An 18,203-nucleotide genomic window follows, 5' to 3' on the forward strand; every position below is an offset into this window, starting at 1 on the left:
CGTCCCTGCGACTCATCCGCCGACCCGGCGCGTCACGTTCAGCAGGTACTCCTTACGGTTCAACGGGTTGTGATCGGTGCGCGGCCGCTGCGGCACCGATCCGCCCGAGACCGGTGCGTAGTGGCCGAAGATGCTCTCCAGCTCTCCCTCGCCCCGGGTCGGACCGGGCAACTGCTGTTCCAGAGTGTGGACCAGGGCCGCCGGGACCACGCCCTCCAGGATGCAGACCGTTCCCCGCGTCTCGGTCGTCTCCGGCACGGCCCGCACCGCGGCCAGCACCGGAAGCAGAGCGCCCAGCGTGTCCGCCGGGGCCTCGATGCGGAAGCTGTGCATCGGCTCGTGGACCCGGGTGCCCGCACGGCGCAGCGCCTCGATCAGCACGAGCGGGGTCAGTCCCCGGAAGTCCGCGCCCGTGCTCGACATGCTCTTGTCGAAGCCCTGGTGGGCGTGGCTCTGCCGGGGCGAGTAGCCGGAGTGGGTCATGGTGACGGTGCAGTCGGTGACCTCCCAGCCGTGCAACCCCTGTCCGAGCGTCTCCCGCACGGTGTCCTGGACGGCCTTGAAGAAGGCATACGGCATCGAGCCGAGCTCCACCTCCAGGCGGAAGTCCACGCCCGAGCCGACGGGGGCGGGATCGACGCGAAGGCCGACCGTGGCGAGGAAGGGGTTCGGGTCCTTCTTGTTGAACTCCACGGCCGCTCCCGTACCGACCGGCCGCTCGATGCACAGCGGGGTCGTCTCCCGGAAGGTGACCGCCAGGGCGAACTCGTCGGCGAGCGTGGCCTGGACGACCTCTTTCTGCACCTCGCCGTAGAGCGACACGGATGTCTCCTGCCGCACCTCGTCGTGCCTGAGGTCGATCAGCGGGTCCTGCTCGGCGAGCCGGGTGAGCGCAAGGTGCAGGGATCCTGTGTCGACGCCGGGCCCCGGCACGACCACGGTCTCCAGCGTCGGCGGCGCGAAGAAGTGCTCGTACGCCTTCCTCGGTACGCCGATGTCGTCCCCGATCCTGATGTCCGCGAGGCCCCACAGCTTGCCGATCCGGCCCGCGGGCAGGACGTCGTCGCGGACGTCCTTGCCGTGGTCGAAGACGCTGATCGCGGTGACCCTGCCCTCCGCGCGGCCGTCGCCGAAGGGGACGCGGTCGCGGATGCGGAGCATTCCGGTGAACATCCGCACGTACGCCACCTTCTCCCCGGCCGGGCCGCGCTCGACCTTGAACACGGTGGCCGAGAACGGCTCGTCGGGGGCGCCGCCGGCGGCGGGCAGCAGTTCCCTGATGCCGCAGATCAGCGCGTCCACGCCCGCGCCGGTGATGGCGGAACCGAAGTACGCGGGATGTACCAGCGCCTTGCGGGTCTGGGTGACGAGAGCCGAGTGCAGGCGGTCGTGGGAGACGGCGTCCTCGACGTACGCGGACAGCAGCGCATCATCGTGGTCGGCGAGCACGTCGAGCGCGGACGGGACCGTCCGGGCGACGAAGTGCGCCTCGCGGGTGCCGAGTCCCTCGGTTCGCCCCATCGGTACGACGGGCGCCGAGAGGCGTTCGGTAAGTGCCCGCAGCACGCCCTTCTCCCGTGCCCCTCGCCGGTCGATCTTGTTGACGAAGACGAGCGTGGGAATCCGCAGCCGCCGCAGGGTCCGCATCAGGACGCGCGTCTGCGCCTGGACGCCCTCCACGGCCGAGACGACGAGCACGGCGCCGTCGAGCACGTTCAGCACCCGCTCAACCTCGGCGATGAAGTCGGGGTGACCGGGGGTGTCGATCAGATTGACGGTGACGTCGTCGAGCACGAACGAGACGACGGCGGACTTGATGGTGATGCCGCGCTGCCGTTCCAGCGCGAGCGAATCGGTCTGCGTGCTGCCGTCATCGACGCTGCCGATCTCGTCGATCACGCCGGCCGTGTGCAGCAGCCGCTCGGTGAGGCTCGTCTTACCGGCGTCTACATGCGCCAGGATTCCCAGGTTCAGCGTGTGCACGAAACGTCATGTCCTTCGAAATGGGAGTGGTTCCTTCCTGGGTGGACATGAACGCTGTGCGCATTGCCGCTCCTCGGCCTCGACGAATGGTCGAGGGCAGTGCAGCAGGCCCCCGCCTGCGACGGCAACGGATTAACCGTCAACCAATCGCGTCGCGCCACTCCCCGCCCCCGGCCCACGGTCCTAGAGTGACGCACGTCACGCAAACCGGCTGACATCCCTCACCTGGCGCTCTGGGAGGGCACATGACCCGTATTGCGGTGAAGGTGGACGGAACCACATACGAGGACGAGGTCGAACCCCGTCTCCTCCTGGTCCACTATCTGCGGGACCGGCTGGGTCTCACCGGAACCCCCATCGGCTGCGACACCTCGAACTGCGGCGCCTGCACGGTCGACCTCGACGGGGAGACGGTGAAGAGCTGCTCGGTGCTCGCCGTCCAGGCCGAAGGGAGCGAAGTGACCACCGTCCAGGGACTCGCCCGGAACGGGGAGTGGCATCCGCTGCAGAAGGCGTTCCATGAGCGGCACGCCCTGCAGTGCGGCTACTGCACCCCCGGCATGATCATGGCGGCCCGGGATCTGCTCCGCGAGAACCCGGCACCGACCCCGGACGAGGTACGGCATGCCCTGGAGGGCAACCTCTGCCGGTGCACCGGCTATCAGAACATCGTGCGCGCGGTCCTCGCCGCTTCCGGGGAGGAGGTCGGATCATGACGGAGACCGCAGAGCGGGAGGTCGGCCGCGCCCGGCTGCGCAAGGAGGACGCTCGGCTGGTCACCGGGCAGACCAACTGGACCGACAACATCCAGGTGACCGGTCTGCTGCACCTGGCGATCCTGCGCAGCCCCATGGCGCACGCCCGCATCGACCGGGTGGACGTCTCCCCCGCGCTCGAACGGCCGGGTGTCGTCGCGGCGTTCAGCGGCCGGGACCTCGCGGAGGGGCTGGGCTCGCTGCCCTGCGCCTGGCCGGTGACCGAGGACATCGTGCTGCCGGGCCATCCGCCTGTCGCCGTGGACGAGGTGCGCCACGCGGGCGACCCCGTGGCGGTCGTCGTGGCCCGCGACCGGTACGCCGCCGCCGATGCGCTGGAGGCCGTCGAGGTCGACTACACGCCCCTGCCGCCGGTGCTCGACCTGGAGGCGGCGCTCGCCGAGGACGCCCCGCTGGTCCACGCGGACAAGGGCACGAACCGCTGTTACGTCTGGCCGCTGAAGACGGGCGAGGACTACGACACGGTGAAGCAGCGCGCCGAGGTCGTCCTCAAACGGCGCTACCACCAGCAGCGGCTCATCCCCAACGCGATGGAGCCGCGCGCCGTCGTGGTCACCCCGCTCGCCGCGTCCGGCGAGTACACCGTCCATTCGGCCACTCAGATCCCGCACATCCTGCGGATCATGCTCGCCATGGTCACCGGCGTCCCCGAGCACAAGTTGCGTGTCATCGCCCCGGACGTGGGCGGCGGGTTCGGCTCCAAGCTGCAGGTGTACGGCGAGGAGGCCATCGCGCTGGCCGTGGCGCGCCGTCTCGGACGCCCCGTGAAGTGGACCGAGTCCCGCTCCGAGGGCTATCTGGCGACCCATCACGGCCGGGGCATGATCCAGGACATCGAGATCGCGGCCACCCGCGAGGGGAAGCTGCTCGGTCTGAAGGTGGACCTGCTGGCCGACATGGGCGCGTACCTGATGCTCGTCACGCCCGGCGTCCCTATCCTCGGCGCCTTCATGTATCCGGCGATCTACAAGATGGACGCCTACGATTTCACCTGCACCGGTGTGTTCACGACCCGGACGCCAACCGACGCCTACCGCGGCGCCGGGCGCCCGGAGGCCACGTTCGCCATCGAACGGATCATGGACGAGCTGGCCGCCGAACTGGGCCTGGACCCGGTCGAGTTGAGGCGGCGCAACTGGATACGGCACGAGGAGTTCCCGTACACGTCGGTGGCGGGCCTGACCTACGACAGCGGCAACTACGAGGCCGCCACGGACAAGGCGCTCGCGCTGTTCGGGTACGACGACCTGCGCGCCGAGCAGCAGAAGCGCACCGAACGCGGCGACACGGTACGGCTCGGCATCGGCGTGTCGACGTACACGGAGATGTGCGGGCTCGCACCGAGCCGGGTGCTGCGGGACCTGAGGTACGCGGCCGGCGGCTGGGAGGCCGCGAGCATCCGCATGCTGCCCACCGGCAAGGTGGAGGTGGTCACCGGCACCAGCCCGCACGGGCAGGGGCATGTGACGGCCTGGAGCCAGATCGCCGCCGACGTGCTGGGGGTGCCGTTCGAGGACGTCGAGGTCGTGTACGGCGACACGAAGGCGGCCCCGCAGGGCATGGACACCTACGGGTCGCGGTCGCTGGTCGTCGGCGGGGCGGCCGTGCACCGGGCCGCGGTGAAAGTGGTGGAGAAGGCCCGGAAGGTCGCCGCGCATCTGCTGGAGGCGAGCGAGCACGATCTGGAGTTCGCGGGCGGGGTGTTCTCGGTGAAGGGCTCGCCCGAGGCACGCAGGACGATCCAGGAGATCGCCTTCGAGACCTTCTCGTCGCACGACCTGCCCGACGGGATGGAACCGACCATCAACGCCGAGCACCTCGTGGATCCGGAGAACTTCTCCTACCCGCACGGCACCCATCTGTGCGCGGTCGAAGTGGACACGGAGACCGGGCGGACCTCGATCCGGTCGTACGTGTGCGTCGACGACGTCGGACGGGTGGTCAACCCGATGATCGTCGAGGGCCAGGTGCACGGCGGGGTCGCGCAGGGCATCGCGCAGGCCCTGTACGAGGAGGCGGTGTACGACGACGAGGGCAACCTGGTGTCGGGCACCATGGCCGACTACCTCGTGCCGTCTGCCGCAGACCTGCCGGACTTCGTGACGGACCGGACCGAGACGCCCGCCACGTCGAACCCCCTCGGCGCCAAGGGAGTCGGCGAGGCCGGGACCATCGCGGCCACCCCGGCGGTAGTGAACGCGATCGTCGACGCGCTGCGCCCGCTGGGCGTCGACGACGTCCCGATGCCCTGTACACCCGAGCGGGTCTGGCAGGCCCTTCAGGAGGTGTCGGCATGATTCCCCCGGCATTCGAGTACGCCCGGCCCGTAAGCGTCGAGGAGGCGGTACGGACGCTCGCCGACGCGGGCGACGAGGCGAAGGTGCTGGCCGGCGGGCAGAGCCTGCTGCCGCTGCTGCGGCTTAGGCTCGCCTTCCCCGAGCTCGTCGTGGACGTCGGCCGCGTCCCCGGCCTGCGTGGAGTGCGCGAGGACGGCGACGCACTGGTGATCGGCGCACTGACCACGCACCACGAGGTCGTCCGGGATCCGCTGGTGCGTCGGCACGCGGGACTGCTCGCGGCGGCCACCGCCACAGTCGCCGACCCGGCCGTACGGCACCGGGGCACCCTCGGCGGCTCGCTCGCGCACGCCGACCCCGCCGGTGATCTGCCGACGGTGGCTCTGGCCCTGGACGCCGAGATGGTCGCGGCGGGGCCGCAGGGGCGGCGGAGCATTCCGGCACGGGAGTTCTTCGTCGACTACCTGGAGACCGCGTTGCGGCCCGACGAACTGCTCGTGGAGGTGCGGGTGCCGAAGACGGACGGCTGGGGCTTCCACTACGAGAAGTTCCACCGGGTCGCGCAGGCCTGGGCGGTGGTCGGCGTGGCGGCGCTGGTACGGCGCGACGACGGGCATGTCGCCGAGGCGCGGATCGGGCTGACGAACATGGGCTCGACACCCCTGCGGGCCGCGGCGACGGAGGCGGCGCTGGCCGGGGCGCCGGTGGAGACGGATGCCGTCGCCCGGGCAGCCGCGTCGGCGGCCGAGGGGACCCGTCCGTCGCCCGACCCCTCGGCCACGCCCGAGTACCGTGCGCATCTCGCCCGGGTGCTCACCCGGCGGGCGGTGCTTGCGGCGGCCGGGACGGAGTGACGGCTCGATGGGCCCGGAGGAGGTGCGCGAACGCCTGGAGAAGACGGGGTACCTCGTCGACGAAGGGCTGGCCGTCGCCTGCTTCCTGGCGATCGGGCTGCACCGGCCGTTGTTCTGCGAGGGCGACGCGGGCGTGGGCAAGACCGCGCTCGCGTCCGCTCTCGCCGAGGCGCTCGGCGCCCCGCTGATCCGGCTGCAGTGCTACGAGGGCATCGACGCCTCCCAAGCCCTGTACGACTGGGACTTCCCGCGCCAGCTGCTGCATCTGCGGGCGGCGGAGGCGGCCGGGGTCCGCGATCCGCAGCGACTGGAGGGCGAGCTGTACGACCGCCGGTTCCTCGTGGCCCGCCCGCTGCTGAAGGCCCTGGAGACCCAGCCCTGTGTGTTGCTGGTGGACGAGATCGACCGCGCCGACGACGAGTTCGAGGCGTTTCTGCTGGAGCTGCTCTCGGAGTTCTCGGTCACCGTCCCCGAGCTCGGCACGCTGCGGGCCGAGGAGCCTCCGGTGGTGGTGCTGACGTCGAACCGCACGCGCGAGGTCCACGACGCGCTCAAGCGCCGCTGTCTCTACCACTGGTTCGACCATCCCGGCTTCGCCCGGGAACTCGCCATCGTCCGGCGCAGACTGCCGCAGGTGACGGCCCGGCTGGCCGAGCAGGTGACGGCGCTGGTGCAGGCCCTGCGCGCCGAGGAGCTGGTGAAGCCGCCGGGCGTCGCGGAGACGATCGACTGGGCGCAGGCGCTGGACGCGCTGGGCGCGACGGAGGTGGACGCGGAACGTGCGGTGGCGACCCTGGGGTCGGTGCTGAAGTACCGGGAGGACATGGAGCGGGCCCGGGGCCTTGACCTGTCGGCGATTCTCGCGGCGCGCGGGGCGTGACATGGACACCGACCCGCCCGCCGTCCTCGTCGGCTTCGCCCGCGCCCTGCGCGCGGCGGGTGTGGATGCCGGACCGGACCGTGTGCAGAGCTACCTGCGCGCGCTGGACGCGCTGCGGCCCGGGGTCCGCTCCGATGTGTACTGGGCCGGACGGCTCACCCTCTGCGCAGACCGGGATGACCTGGAGCGCTACGAGCGCGTCTTCGGCGCGTACTTCGGGGGCGCGCCCGTCCGCGGCAACGGCGGGGCGGTGCCACCGCCCCGGCTGCGGGTGGCCGTCCGGGACGCGGGCCCCTCTCCCCGTACGACCACGCGCACCGAGGACACCACGGCGGCACCCGCGCTCGCCTCCGGCACCGAGATCCTCCGCCACCGCGACTTCGCCGGGCTGACCGCGGCCGAGCGGGAGCAACTGCGGTGGCTGCTGGCCGCGTTCACTCTGCGCGCAGAGGCGAGGCGCACCGCGCGGCGGCATCCGGCGCGGCGCGGCGCGGTCGATCCCCGGCGCACCGTTCGGGAGATGCTCCGCCACGGGGGCGAGCCCGTGCGCCCACGGATGCACTCCCGCACCGACCGGCCCCGGCGTGTCGTGCTGCTCGTGGACGTGAGCGGTTCGATGTCCCCGTACGCGGACGCCCTGCTGCGGTTCGCGCACGCCGCCACACGGGGCGGCAGTACCGAGGTCTTCACCATCGGCACCCGGCTGACCAGGGTGACCCGCGAGCTGGCCCACCGGGACCCGGAGGCGGCGCTGGCGGCGGTCGCGGCGGCGGTGCCGGACTGGCGCGGCGGCACCCGGCTCGGGGAGCTGCTGCGCGCCTTCCTCGACCGGTGGGGGCAGCGGGGCATGGCGCGCGGAGCGATAGTGGTGTTGCTGTCGGACGGCTGGGAGCGTGGCGATCCGGCCCTGCTGGCGGGCCAGATGCGCCGCCTGCACCGGCTCGCGCACCGCGTGATCTGGGCCAATCCGCGCAAGGCGCGCCCCGGCTACGCGCCCCTGGCGGCCGGCATGGCGGCCGCGCTGCCGAGCGTGGACGCGTTCGTCGAAGGGCACAGCCTGGCCGCGCTGGAGCGTCTTGCCGCGGTGGTGAGAGGAGCGGAACCGTGACCGAGGGAGCGCAGGATGCGTGAGATCCTCCCGGCGCTGCACCGGTGGTACGTGGCGGGGTCCCCGTTCGGACTCGCCACGGTCGTCGCCGTCAGCCGCAGCGCACCACGCGCGCCGGGCGCGGCAATGGCCGTCGGCCCGGGCGACGAGGTGGTGGGCAGCGTCTCCGGCGGCTGTGTCGAGGGCGCGGTGTTCGAACTGGCCCAGGAGGTCGTGACGTCCGGCGAGGCCCGGCTGGAGACGTTCGGCTACAGCGACGAGGACGCGTTCGCCGTGGGGCTCACCTGCGGCGGCGAGATCACGCTGCTGGTACGGCGGGTGACCCCGCGGGAGGACGTCTCGTTCGGCGCGGTGGCTCAGTCGGTGGCCGCGGGCCGTCCGGTGACCGTGGCGACGGTCATCGACGGCCCCGCGCGGCGGGGGGCCACGCTCGCCGTGTGGCCGGACGAGGTGGCGGGGTCACTGGGCTCGACGGGCCTGGACGTGGCGGTCACCGCGGACGCGCGCGGCGAACTCGCGCTGGGCGCCACCGGGCAGCGGCACTACGGTCCGCGCGGCGAGCGACGCGAGGACGACGTCACCGTCTTTCTGCACTCCTTCGCGCCGCCTCCACGGATGCTGGTCTTCGGCGCCATCGACTACGCGGCCGCCGTCGCCCGGATCGGCGACTTCCTCGGCTACCGGGTCACGGTCTGCGACGCCCGCCCGGTCTTCGCCACCCCGAAACGGTTCCCTGCGGGTGTCGAGGTCGTCGTGGACTGGCCGCACCGATATCTGCGCGGCACGGCCACCGACGACCGCACGGTGATCTGCGTGCTGACCCATGACCCGAAGTTCGACGTGCCCCTGCTGGAGGAGGCGCTGCGCCGGCCGGCCGGGTACATCGGGGCGATGGGCAGCCGCCGCACCCACGACGACCGGATGAAGCGCCTGGCGGAGGCCGGGCTTTCGGAGCCCGAACTCGCCCGGCTGCGCTCGCCGATCGGCCTGGACCTCGGGGCGCGGACGCCCGAGGAGGTGGCGGTGTCCGTCGCCGCCGAGATCGTGGCGCTGCGGTGGGGCGGCAGCGGGGCGCCGCTGGCGGCGACGGCCGGGGCGATCCACCCGACCGGTCCCGCGCCGCTGTGAGGAGGATCCGGAGGAGGAACCAATGGAGCTGCACCACGAGTTCACCGTCCCCGTCCCCGTCCCCGTCGAGGACGCCTGGCGGACGCTCCTCGACATCGAGCGGGTGGCGCCGTGCATGCCGGGCGCGGCGGTGGAGGAGTACGACGGCAAGACCGTGACCGGATCGGTGAAGGTGAAGGTCGGACCGGTCACCGTGACCTACCGGGGCACCGCCGTCTTCGAGGAGCAGGACGAGGACGCGCACCGGATGGTGCTGATCGCGAGCGGCCGGGAGACCCGGGGTCAGGGCACCGCGCGGGCCACGGTCACCGGCACGCTGGAACCGCGGGACGGTGGCGGCACGACGGTCGCGGTGCGCACCGAGCTTGCCGTGACGGGCCGTCCGGCCCAGTTCGGGCGCGGGGTGCTGGCGGAGGTGGGTGACAAGCTGGTCGGACAGTTCGCCGCCCGTCTGGCGCACCAGCTGGACGGGCAGGGAACGGCGGAGCGCGCCGAACCGGAACCGGCCGCCGCCCCGGCCGCCGAGCAGGCGCGCCCCGCAGCGGCCGAACCCATCGATCTCCTGCGCACCGCGGGCGCTCCGGTGGCCAAGCGGCTGGCGGGCGCGGCGGCGGCCGCCGTCGTGGCGGGCCTGGTGTTCCTGCGCGTGCGCCGGTTCAGGCGCGCCCGCTCCGGCGGTGGTCACTGAGATTCTCCGGGTGCCGCCGAAGCCGACGACGGCCGTGCGGCGGCCGGCCTCCGGTCATCCGGTGCGCGGGGGCAGGCGGTGCAGTTCCACGTCCGTCAGCGCGCCGTCCCTCACCGCCGCGGTCATGTAGGTGCAGTGGGGCCGGCGGCGGCGGTCGGTCGGTGACCCGGGGTTGAGCAGGCGCAGGCCGGTTTCCGTGGTGGTGTCCCAGGGGATGTGGCTGTGTCCGAAGACCAGCACGTCGAGGTCGGGGAAGCGTTCGGCGCACCGGCGTTCCCGGCCCTGGGCGGCGCCGGTCTCGTGGACCACGCCGAGGCGCACACCGTCGAGGTCGGCGCGGGCCACTTCCGGCAGCCGGGCCCGCAGGTCGGGGCCGTCGTTGTTGCCGTGGACGCCGAGCAGCCGGGCGGACCGGCTCTCGAGCAGGTCGAGCGTGGCGACGTCCACCCAGTCGCCCGCATGGACCACGACATCGGCGTGCGGCAGCTCGGCCAGGAGCTGGGCGGGCAGCTCCCGGGCGCGCTTGGGGAGGTGGGTGTCGGACATGAGAAGGAGGCGCACGAGGTCAGGGTGTCACGGCGGGCGCGACGAGCAGGCGGGACAGGGCACCTGACGTCAGACGGGCTCCCGCAACGGCGCCTCCTCCAGTGCCAGCTCCGCCCACACCTGTTTGCCGCCGCTGACCGGCAGCGTGCCCCACGTGGCCGACATGGCCTCGACGAGCAGGATGCCGCGGCCGCCCGTCGCCTCCCAGCCGATGCTCGTCGGCTTGACCGGCGTACGCGGTGAGGCGTCGGCGACCGCGATGCGCAGCCGGTGGTTCAGGAGGGTGAGATCGAGGCGGACCTGGCCGTCGGTGTGGACGAGGGCGTTGGTGACGAGTTCGGAGACGACGAGGAGCACCGCGTCGAGATCCTGCGTCACGCCCCAGGCACGCATGGTGCGACGGGTGAACCTGCGGGCGTGCCGGACCGCCTCCGGGACGCGCCATACGGTCCAGCTCTCGCGCAGCGGGCGAAGCGCCATGCCGTCGTAGCGCATGAGGAGCAGGGCGACGTCGTCGCTGCGGTTGGCCCCGGCGAGCACGGCGTCCGCCACGAGTCCGAGGTGGCCGGGGTCGGAGGAGGACAGTTCGCCGGCCAGCCGTTCGAGGCCGTCCTCGAGGTCGAGGTCGGCGGACTCGACCAGGCCGTCGGTGGTCAGGGCGATGACCGTGCCGGGCGGCAGCCGCAGCTGGCTCATCGGGAACTCGGCCTGGGTGATGACGCCGAGCGGCGGTCCGCCCTCCGATTCGGCGATCTCCGTACGGCCGTCCGGGTGACGCAGCACAGGTGGCAGGTGGCCGGCGCGGACGCACCAGGCGGTGCCCTCCTCCATGTCGACGTCGACGTAGCAGCAGGTGGCGAAGAGGTCGGACTCCATGTCCACCAGCAGCCGGTTGGCGTGCGAGACGACGACGTCCGGGGTGTGCCCCTCGGCGGCGTAGGCGCGCAGGGCCGTACGCATCTGGCCCATCAGGGTGGCGGCGCCGGCGCTGTGGCCCTGGACGTCGCCGATCACGAGGGCGACGTGGTTGTCGGGCAGCGGGATCACGTCGTACCAGTCGCCGCCGAGCTCCAGGCCGGCGGTGGTGGGCAGATAGCGGGCCACGGCGACCCCACCGGGCAGCCGGGGCAGCCGGCGCGGCAGGAGGGCGCGCTGGAGCATGCCGATCAGTTCGTGCTCGGCGTCGAAGGCGTGGGCGCGCACCAGCGCCTGTCCGGCGAGGCCCGCCACGGCGGTGAGCAGGGCGCGCTCGTCGGGGGCGAAGTCGTGGGGGTTGTCCCAGCCGACCAGGCAGGCGCCTGCCATGAGCCCGCCTGCGGGCAGCGGCAGCACGGCGAGGCCCCCGGGGCCGACGTCCGCGAGAGCGGGTTCCAGGTCCGTTCCGGCGGGCCAGATCTGGGCGCGTCCCTCGCGTAGCGCGGTGGCCAGCGTCGGCATGGCGCGTACGGGCGCGTCGGGCCACTCCGAGCGCCACTCGGTGCGCCACAGCTCCGGCCAGTCCTCCGGTTCGGGTGGGTCCAGGACGGTGACGACGAGGCGGTCGGACTCCAGCTCGGCGAGGGCGACGCGGTCTGCCTGCAGCGGTGTGCGCAGGGCTGCGACCACGGCCTGGCCGACGTCGCGGACGGTGCCCGCGGTGGCGAGGGCCGCGGCGAGCCGCTGGATGCGGGTGACGTCGCTGACGGCCGGGCGCAGCTTCGAGGCCTCGGCGACCGTTCCGACCAGCCGCGCCGGGCGGCCCTCCCCGGCGGGCAGGATGCGCCCGCGCAGCCGCAGCCACTTCGGCACCCCGGACGGCTGGAGGATGCGGAACTCCAGCTCCCGGTCGCCGATGGACATGTGGTCGGCCTCGACCACGGACATCAGGGAGGGCAGGTCCTCCGGCACGGTCCGGGCGAGCAGGGTCTCGACCCTCCCGTCGAACTCGTCCGGGTCGATGCCGAACAGATCCAGCATTTCGTCGTCGACCTCGACCCGGCCGCTGTCCATGGCGAGGCTGAAGGCGCTGCCCGCCAGCTCACCGGCCTCGGCCGGAGCCGGTGCGGGGCTGCTGACGGCCTCGGCGAGGAGCTGGAGGCATTCGCGGTCCTCGGCGTCGAAGCCGTCCGGGCTCTCGCCCACGGCGGCGAGGCAACCGCCGTCGCGCAGGGGCAGCACGGCCAGCGAGAAGTCCCGTGTCGGCAGTCGGCGCGCCTCCGCGCACCGGCCGAGGTCGTCGGGGGTCAGCCAGAGGGGCTGTCCGGAGCGGTACACGTCCGCCGCGGGGGCACCGCCGGTGAGCGAGTAGGTGTCGCGCAGCCCGTACAGCGTCCTGGGCACGCCGACGGACTCAGAAAGGCACAGCTGATCACCGCCCTCGTCCGGGGAGTAGACGGCCGCGAGCGTCGCCCCGGAGAAGACGAGCGCTTGTTCGAGTACGCGACGCAGACGCTCGCGCGAATTGAGGTCGGCGGTGAGCGTCTTGAGAGCAAGTTCGGCACGCAGCGTTCTCGTTCTGCGTCGCGCAGCGCCCTCACTGACCACGTCCGCAATTACAGCGCTTCCACGGCGCTCGCGCAGCCCCTGTGACCGTGCCGACCGGCCCAGGCCTGCGACGAAGTGCCGTAGGGGCGCCTGTCACGGGTCAACGGCCGAAGGTATCGGGTCACGCGATCGAGTCGGCCGGAAGGGCTCGGTCCGCGACACGGTGGGCGCGCGACCGATTACCGAACGGCTCGAACAGGAGTGTGACGGCCGCCCGTCGGCCCTGGTCCTCCGGGCGCTCGCACACAGACGAAAAGTGACAGCCCGGGTGCGGGTCGTATCCGTCGCCCCGCACACCTGCGCTCGCCGTGCGCGAAGCTCCGCCAGGGTGGAGCCTTGACCAGGGGGCCCTTTGCACACCCCGTGCGAGGAGGTGGACGGCGTGTCCGGCCGGCAGACGCGCACACGGGAGCCGCCCGCCGCCCCGGCACTGTTGGGGCGCCCGCTGCTGTCGCTGACGCTGGCCGCCATGCTGGACGACGTTCACGCGCACGCCGGCGGGGTGTATCTGCTGGCGCCCGACGAGCCGGTCCTGGAGATGGCTGTCATGGCGGGACTGCCCCGCGCGTTCGCCGCCCCCTGGGAGCGGATCGGGCTGGGCGCGCCGATGCCGGTCGCCGAGGCGCTGCGGGAGCGCCGGCTGATCTGGGTGAGCGGCGAGGAACAGATGGCGAATCGCTATCCCCGGATCGCGGTGGTGCTGCCGTACCCGTTCGCCCTGGCCGCGATGCCCGTGGTCACTCCGGACACCGAGTACGGCGCGGTCTATGTGACCTGGCCCGGCCACCGTCCGCCGGAGCTGCCCGACCGGGACCGGGATCATCTGATGGCGGCCTGTGAACGGCTCGCCCAGCGCCTGGAGCGGGCCGCGGCCGAGAGCCGGCCGGTCGGCCCCGAGCCCGATCTGCTCGCCGCCCTGCCGCTGACGGCGACGCTGGGCACGCTCGGCGCGGTGGAGGCGGCCCGGATGGTGGCGCGGCTGCCGTACGGGCTGGCGGCGCTCGACATGCACGGGCGGATCAGCTATGTGAACCCGGTCGCGGCCGAGATGCTGGGCCTCCCGGCGGGCACCCTGGTCGGGACCCATCTCTGGACCGCGGTGCCCTGGCTCAACGATCCGATGTACGAGGACCGCTACCGGGCCGCGCTGATCAGCCAGCAGGTGACGTCCTTCGTGGCGCTGCGCCCGCCCGGGGACTGGCTCTCCTTCCGCCTGTATCCGAGCACCAACGGACTGAGCGTGCGCATCGCCCGGGCACGGTCCGTCTCCGAGATGACCCACGCCGGGCCCCGGCCGGGCGCAGGCCCGCCGCGCCTGGTGACGATGTCGCAGATACTCAACCTGGCCAGCGCGCTCACCGAGGCGGTGGGCGTGCAGGACGTGGTGCAGCTCGTCGCGGACGAGATCGCACCCGCCGTGGGGAGCACGGCCCTGGTGATCCTGGGCTCGCACGGCGGACGGCTGCATGTGCTCGGGCACCGCGGCTATCCGGACCCGTCCGTCGTGGAGCGCTGGCACGGCGCGCCACTGACCGAGCCGATCCCCGGCGCGCACGTCCTGGCCACCGGGGTGCCCGCCTTCTTCGACTCCTGGCAGCAGCTGGAGCACCTGTACCCGCGGCGGCGTGGGACGGAGGACGGGATGGCCTCGTGGGCATATCTGCCGCTCATCGCCTCGGGCCGCCCGGTGGGCACCTGCGTTCTCGCCTACGCCGAGCCGCATCCGTTCCCGGCCGACGAGCGTGCGGTGCTGACCAGCCTCAGCGGTCTGATCGCCCAGGCCCTGGAACGGGCCGTGCTCTACGACGCCAAGCACCAGCTGGCACACGGGCTGCAGGCCGCGCTGCTGCCCAGCTCCCTGCCGTCGCTGCCCGGCATCGAGGCGGCCGCACGGTATCTGCCCGCCACCCAGGGCATGGAGATCGGGGGCGATTTCTACGACCTGGTGCCCACCGGCGTCCGGGCGGCCGCGGTGATCGGTGACGTACAGGGGCACAACGTGACGGCGGCAGGCCTGATGGGGCAGATCCGTACGGCCGTACGCGCGTACACGGCCGTCGGCCAGTCGCCGGCGGAGGTGATGCGCAGCACCAACCGGCTGCTGATCGACCTGGGCTCCGATCTGTTCGCGAGCTGTGCGTATCTGCGGCTCGATCCCGGGCGGGGGCGGGTGGTCATGGCGCGGGCGGGGCATCCGCCGCCGCTGCTGCGCCGGCCGGACGGGCGGGTCCGTGTGCTTGATCTGGCCGGGGGGCCGCTGCTCGGGATCCAGGGGCCGGTCAGATATCCGACGAGCGAGTTCGCCCTGGCGCCGGGTTCGGTGCTCGCGCTCTACACCGACGGGCTGATCGAGTCCCCGGGCGTGGACATCGAGGACTCCCTGGCGGACCTGGGCGAGCGGTTCGCCGACGGCGGCGACGAACCTCTGGAGGAGCTGGCGGACCGGCTGGTGGCGGGCACCGCGACGGCCGAGGAGCGGCTGGACGATGTCGCGTTGCTGCTTTTGCGGGCGCGAACGCCCGTATGACGCTGGGGGCGGGCGCGGAATCGCCGGGATGCCCGGTGCGGAACGCACACAGAACGGTCCGGCCCTCCCGCCGGAGGGCCGGACCGTTTCACTGTCCCGGTGACACCGCTACCGCGTCCGGGTCAGTGGCTCGTCAGACCGGAACCGTCAGCCGCACCGTTGCCCGTCGACTGCCCGGCCGCGCCATTGCCCGTCGACTGCCCGGACTGGTCGGCAGCGCCGCCCGTCTGCGTACCCGCACCGCTCTGGTCACCGGCACCCGCACCGCTCTGGTCGCCAGTACCGGCACCGGCACCGCTCTGGCCGCCGGGGCTCGCGGTGTCACCGGGGCTGGCACTCTGGCCGCCCGCGCCCGCCGCGCCACCCGCACCGGCCGCGCCGCCCGCACCGAGCGTCGCGCCGGTCGCCTGGAGCGCCGCGGTCACCGGCTGGAAGAAGGTCTCGCCACCGGCGGTGCAGTCGCCGCTGCCGCCCGAGGTCAGACCGACCGCGCTGCCGTCCTGGGTGAACAGGGAGCCACCGCTGTCGCCGGCCTCGGCGCAGACGTTGGTCTGGATGAGACCGTTGACGGTGTCGACGCCGCCCGGGACGGTCTCGCTCTGGAAGTTGACGGTGGCGTCGAGGCCGGTGACGGTTCCGTCGTGCAGACCGGTGGTGCTGCCCATCCGGAAGACCTGCGTACCCACCACCGCGTCCGCGGCCTTGGTGATCTGGACCGTCTGGCCGTTGCCGACGTTGACCTCGCTCGGCGCCTGGGTGTTGGGATCGTTGTACTTGACGAGCGAGAAGTCGTTGCCGGGGAAGGTGGCCTGGTCGACGGTGGCGATCGGCTGGCCGTTCTGGGAGTCGGACCACTGCTTCGCCGCGACCCCGCAGTGACCCGCCGTCAGGAAGGCGGGGCTGCCGTCCTTCGCGGTCACGTTGAAGCCGAGGGAGCAGCGGACGCCGCCACCGTTGGCCTGGGCGAAGATCGCATCGCCGCCCGACACGAACGTCTTGAACGTGCCCGCGGACTTCTTGACGGTCGCCACGTTCGAGCCGAGGCTCTTGACCGTCGACACCAGTTTGTCCCACTTGCCGCCGGTGACCGTGCTGTCTGCGGTGACCCGGATCTCGTTGGTCTTGGGGTCGACGGACCAGGCGGTGCCGGCCATCGTCGCCCTGGCCTTGAGCGTCCTGGCCGCGGACTGCAGCGTGGCGGTGCTGTTCTGCACCTGGTTGGGGACCGCGCCCGCCTCTCTGATGGTGTTGACGACGTTGCTGTCGTTGCCGACCACGTTGATGACGACCTGCTGCTTGTCGGCGTTGTAGTACGACCCCGCGAAGGCATCACCCAACTGGGCCGCGATCTTCGAGGCGAGGTTCGAGACGTCGTTCGCCTTGAACGTCTTGGGGGTGGCATTGTTCGACGAGTCCGTCTGAGACGCCATGGCGTTGGGCAGCAGAAGGGCCGCAGCTCCGAGCGCCGCCACGCCTCCGACTGCGATCGCGGCCTTGCGCTTGGGTACGCGTTTGTGACTCAACTTCTTGACCTCCTGGGGACGGGGTCCATTGCCGCCGTCCGGCAGCTGACTGGGGGCGCCTGGATGCCTGTTGATACGCACGCGTCACGTGGGTCGTTCAAACCTCACTGCAACTGGCCGAGTTGGCGTATGCGAAAGCGTGAAATAGGTGGCAAAGACGTCTGCGGGGACGCCGGCAGGGGAAGGAATCACGCATGACGCCAGCCGAAGCCGACAAGATCCTCTCCGCCAACTTCGCCCCCTGGGTGCTCGAACTGGGCCTGACGGTCGTGGAGCTGGACGGCCGGCGGGCCGTACTGCGACTGCCCTGGTCCACACGGCTGGCCCGGGAGGGCGGCGGACTGTCGGGGCAGGCGCTGATGGCCGCGGCCGACACGGCGACGGTGATCGCGGTGTCGGCGGCGCGCGGCGGCTTCGTACCGATGACGACGGTTCAGCAGTCCACGAGCTTCCAGCGCGCGGTCATGGACGCGGACGTGCTGGTGGAGGCCGTCCTCGGCAAGCTCGGCCGGCGTATGGCCTTCGCGGACATCACGATGTCCGCGGAGGGCTCGGGGGACATCGCGGCGCGGGCGAGCACGGTGTACGCCCTGCTGGGTTAGCCCCAGCACGAGCACGATCTGCTACCGACAGGTAACCGTCGGTTTCCCCTGCGGAGCGGAATCCCGGCTTCGGGGAATCTGCACATCGAATGCGCAAGCGAGTCACCGTGCACCACGGATCTGCACAGTCGTGCGCCGGGGGTCGCGCCGTTGTGCCGGGACTGTCCCATTCGGGATCGGGGCGGCAAGGGGCCGTGTGCGCCGATGCCATGCAGCATGTGAAGAAGTCGCCGCCAAGGCGTGCGCACGCCTGCACGGATCGACGCTTCGCGACATCAATTGCCCTGGTGAGAGGGCTGGTTGATTGGAGTCGCCGCGCGTCGGCGTGCTTTGATCCGTTGCACCGCGGGAGCCACCCGAAGGGGCCCGGCAACGGGTGCCCGGCGCCCGCGGACCGCGGCCGACCGTCTGTCCCCAGAGGGGGGCCGCTCTCCCCCTTGTGAATATCCATACGAAGGGAAGTTCCATCATGAACTCCACCCCCCAGGTTGAGACCGCCGAGATCTCGGACGCCGAGCTGGACGCCGTTTCCGGTGGCCTGCAGCTGAACGCCGTTGGCACCGTCACCGGCCTGGTGGACGGCGTCGCCCCGGTTTCCGGCCTGGCCGGCACGGCCGTCGGCACCGTCGAGGGTGTCACCGGCCTGAACACCGCCCCGGTCACCCAGCTGGTCGCCGGTCTCTGATCGCACCTCTGTGCCGTTGAGTCCCGGAACTGCCTCCCGGTTCCGGGACTCTCGGATGCCGTAAATCTCTCCGACAGGTGAGG

Annotated in this window: 14 protein-coding genes; 10 read left to right on the plus strand and 4 right to left on the minus strand. The window is 72.2% G+C overall.

What is annotated here, in order from left to right:
• Positions 1–12 precede the first annotated feature (12 nt).
• Complete coding sequence (locus ABT186_RS11885; RefSeq protein WP_351924797.1) at positions 13–1,983, minus strand: GTP-binding protein; 1,971 nt, start codon at positions 1,981–1,983, stop codon at positions 13–15.
• A 245-nt stretch (positions 1,984–2,228) separates the two neighbouring features.
• On the opposite strand from ABT186_RS11885, the gene ABT186_RS11890 reads away from it, so the two are divergent.
• From ABT186_RS11890 to ABT186_RS11920, 7 genes are read left to right on the plus strand one after another with little or no spacing between them, the layout of a single operon-like run.
• Positions 2,229–2,699 (plus strand): (2Fe-2S)-binding protein, encoded by a 471-nt coding sequence (locus tag ABT186_RS11890; protein ID WP_351924799.1) that lies wholly within the window; start codon positions 2,229–2,231, stop codon positions 2,697–2,699.
• A complete protein-coding gene (locus ABT186_RS11895; RefSeq protein ID WP_351924801.1) occupies positions 2,696–5,056 on the plus strand; it encodes a xanthine dehydrogenase family protein molybdopterin-binding subunit in 2,361 nt (786 codons plus the stop codon). The genes ABT186_RS11890 and ABT186_RS11895 overlap by 4 nt, the downstream gene beginning before the upstream one ends.
• Entirely contained in the window at positions 5,053–5,910 is an 858-nt protein-coding gene (locus ABT186_RS11900) for an FAD binding domain-containing protein (RefSeq protein ID WP_351924803.1), read from the plus strand. Before ABT186_RS11895 ends, ABT186_RS11900 begins: the two co-directional genes overlap by 4 nt.
• Positions 5,911–5,917: 7 nt before the next feature.
• Complete coding sequence (locus tag ABT186_RS11905; RefSeq protein ID WP_351924805.1) at positions 5,918–6,790, plus strand: AAA family ATPase; 873 nt, start codon at positions 5,918–5,920, stop codon at positions 6,788–6,790.
• A 1-nt stretch (position 6,791) separates the two neighbouring features.
• Complete coding sequence (locus ABT186_RS11910) at positions 6,792–7,898, plus strand: vWA domain-containing protein (protein WP_351924807.1); 1,107 nt, start codon at positions 6,792–6,794, stop codon at positions 7,896–7,898.
• 15 nt (positions 7,899–7,913) lie between these two features.
• Positions 7,914–9,026: an XdhC family protein gene (locus ABT186_RS11915; RefSeq protein ID WP_351229155.1), complete on the plus strand. Its 1,113-nt coding sequence runs from the start codon at positions 7,914–7,916 to the stop codon at positions 9,024–9,026.
• Between the two features lie 22 nt (positions 9,027–9,048).
• Positions 9,049–9,714: an SRPBCC family protein gene (locus ABT186_RS11920; RefSeq protein ID WP_351924809.1), complete on the plus strand. Its 666-nt coding sequence runs from the start codon at positions 9,049–9,051 to the stop codon at positions 9,712–9,714.
• 54 nt (positions 9,715–9,768) lie between these two features.
• On the opposite strand, the gene ABT186_RS11925 is transcribed toward ABT186_RS11920, so the two are convergent.
• Together ABT186_RS11925 and ABT186_RS11930 are read right to left on the minus strand one after the other, a co-directional pair.
• Entirely contained in the window at positions 9,769–10,275 is a 507-nt protein-coding gene (locus ABT186_RS11925) for a metallophosphoesterase family protein (protein WP_351229151.1), read from the minus strand.
• A gap of 54 nt (positions 10,276–10,329) precedes the next feature.
• Positions 10,330–12,783 carry a SpoIIE family protein phosphatase gene (locus ABT186_RS11930; protein ID WP_351229149.1) on the minus strand — a complete coding sequence of 818 codons (2,454 nt, stop codon included), beginning with the start codon at positions 12,781–12,783 and terminating at the stop codon, positions 10,330–10,332.
• Between the two features lie 373 nt (positions 12,784–13,156).
• On the opposite strand from ABT186_RS11930, the gene ABT186_RS11935 reads away from it, so the two are divergent.
• Positions 13,157–15,310: a SpoIIE family protein phosphatase gene (locus ABT186_RS11935; RefSeq protein WP_502973187.1), complete on the plus strand. Its 2,154-nt coding sequence runs from the start codon at positions 13,157–13,159 to the stop codon at positions 15,308–15,310.
• Positions 15,311–15,432: 122 nt separating this feature from the next.
• Here the strand turns inward: ABT186_RS11935 and ABT186_RS11940 are convergent, their stop codons facing one another.
• Positions 15,433–16,833 carry a S1 family peptidase gene (locus ABT186_RS11940; RefSeq protein ID WP_351924811.1) on the minus strand — a complete coding sequence of 467 codons (1,401 nt, stop codon included), beginning with the start codon at positions 16,831–16,833 and terminating at the stop codon, positions 15,433–15,435.
• Positions 16,834–17,027: 194 nt separating this feature from the next.
• On the opposite strand from ABT186_RS11940, the gene ABT186_RS11945 reads away from it, so the two are divergent.
• Positions 17,028–17,435 carry a PaaI family thioesterase gene (locus ABT186_RS11945; protein WP_351229145.1) on the plus strand — a complete coding sequence of 136 codons (408 nt, stop codon included), beginning with the start codon at positions 17,028–17,030 and terminating at the stop codon, positions 17,433–17,435.
• A 469-nt stretch (positions 17,436–17,904) separates the two neighbouring features.
• Positions 17,905–18,120, plus strand: a complete 216-nt coding sequence (locus ABT186_RS11950) for a type A2 lantipeptide (RefSeq protein ID WP_351229143.1) — start codon at positions 17,905–17,907, stop codon at positions 18,118–18,120.
• Positions 18,121–18,203 lie beyond the last annotated feature (83 nt).

Origin of the sequence: Streptomyces sp. NPDC001634, from assembly GCF_040298185.1 — a bacterium.
In the GTDB taxonomy this organism is placed as follows: Bacteria; Actinomycetota; Actinomycetes; order Streptomycetales; family Streptomycetaceae; genus Streptomyces.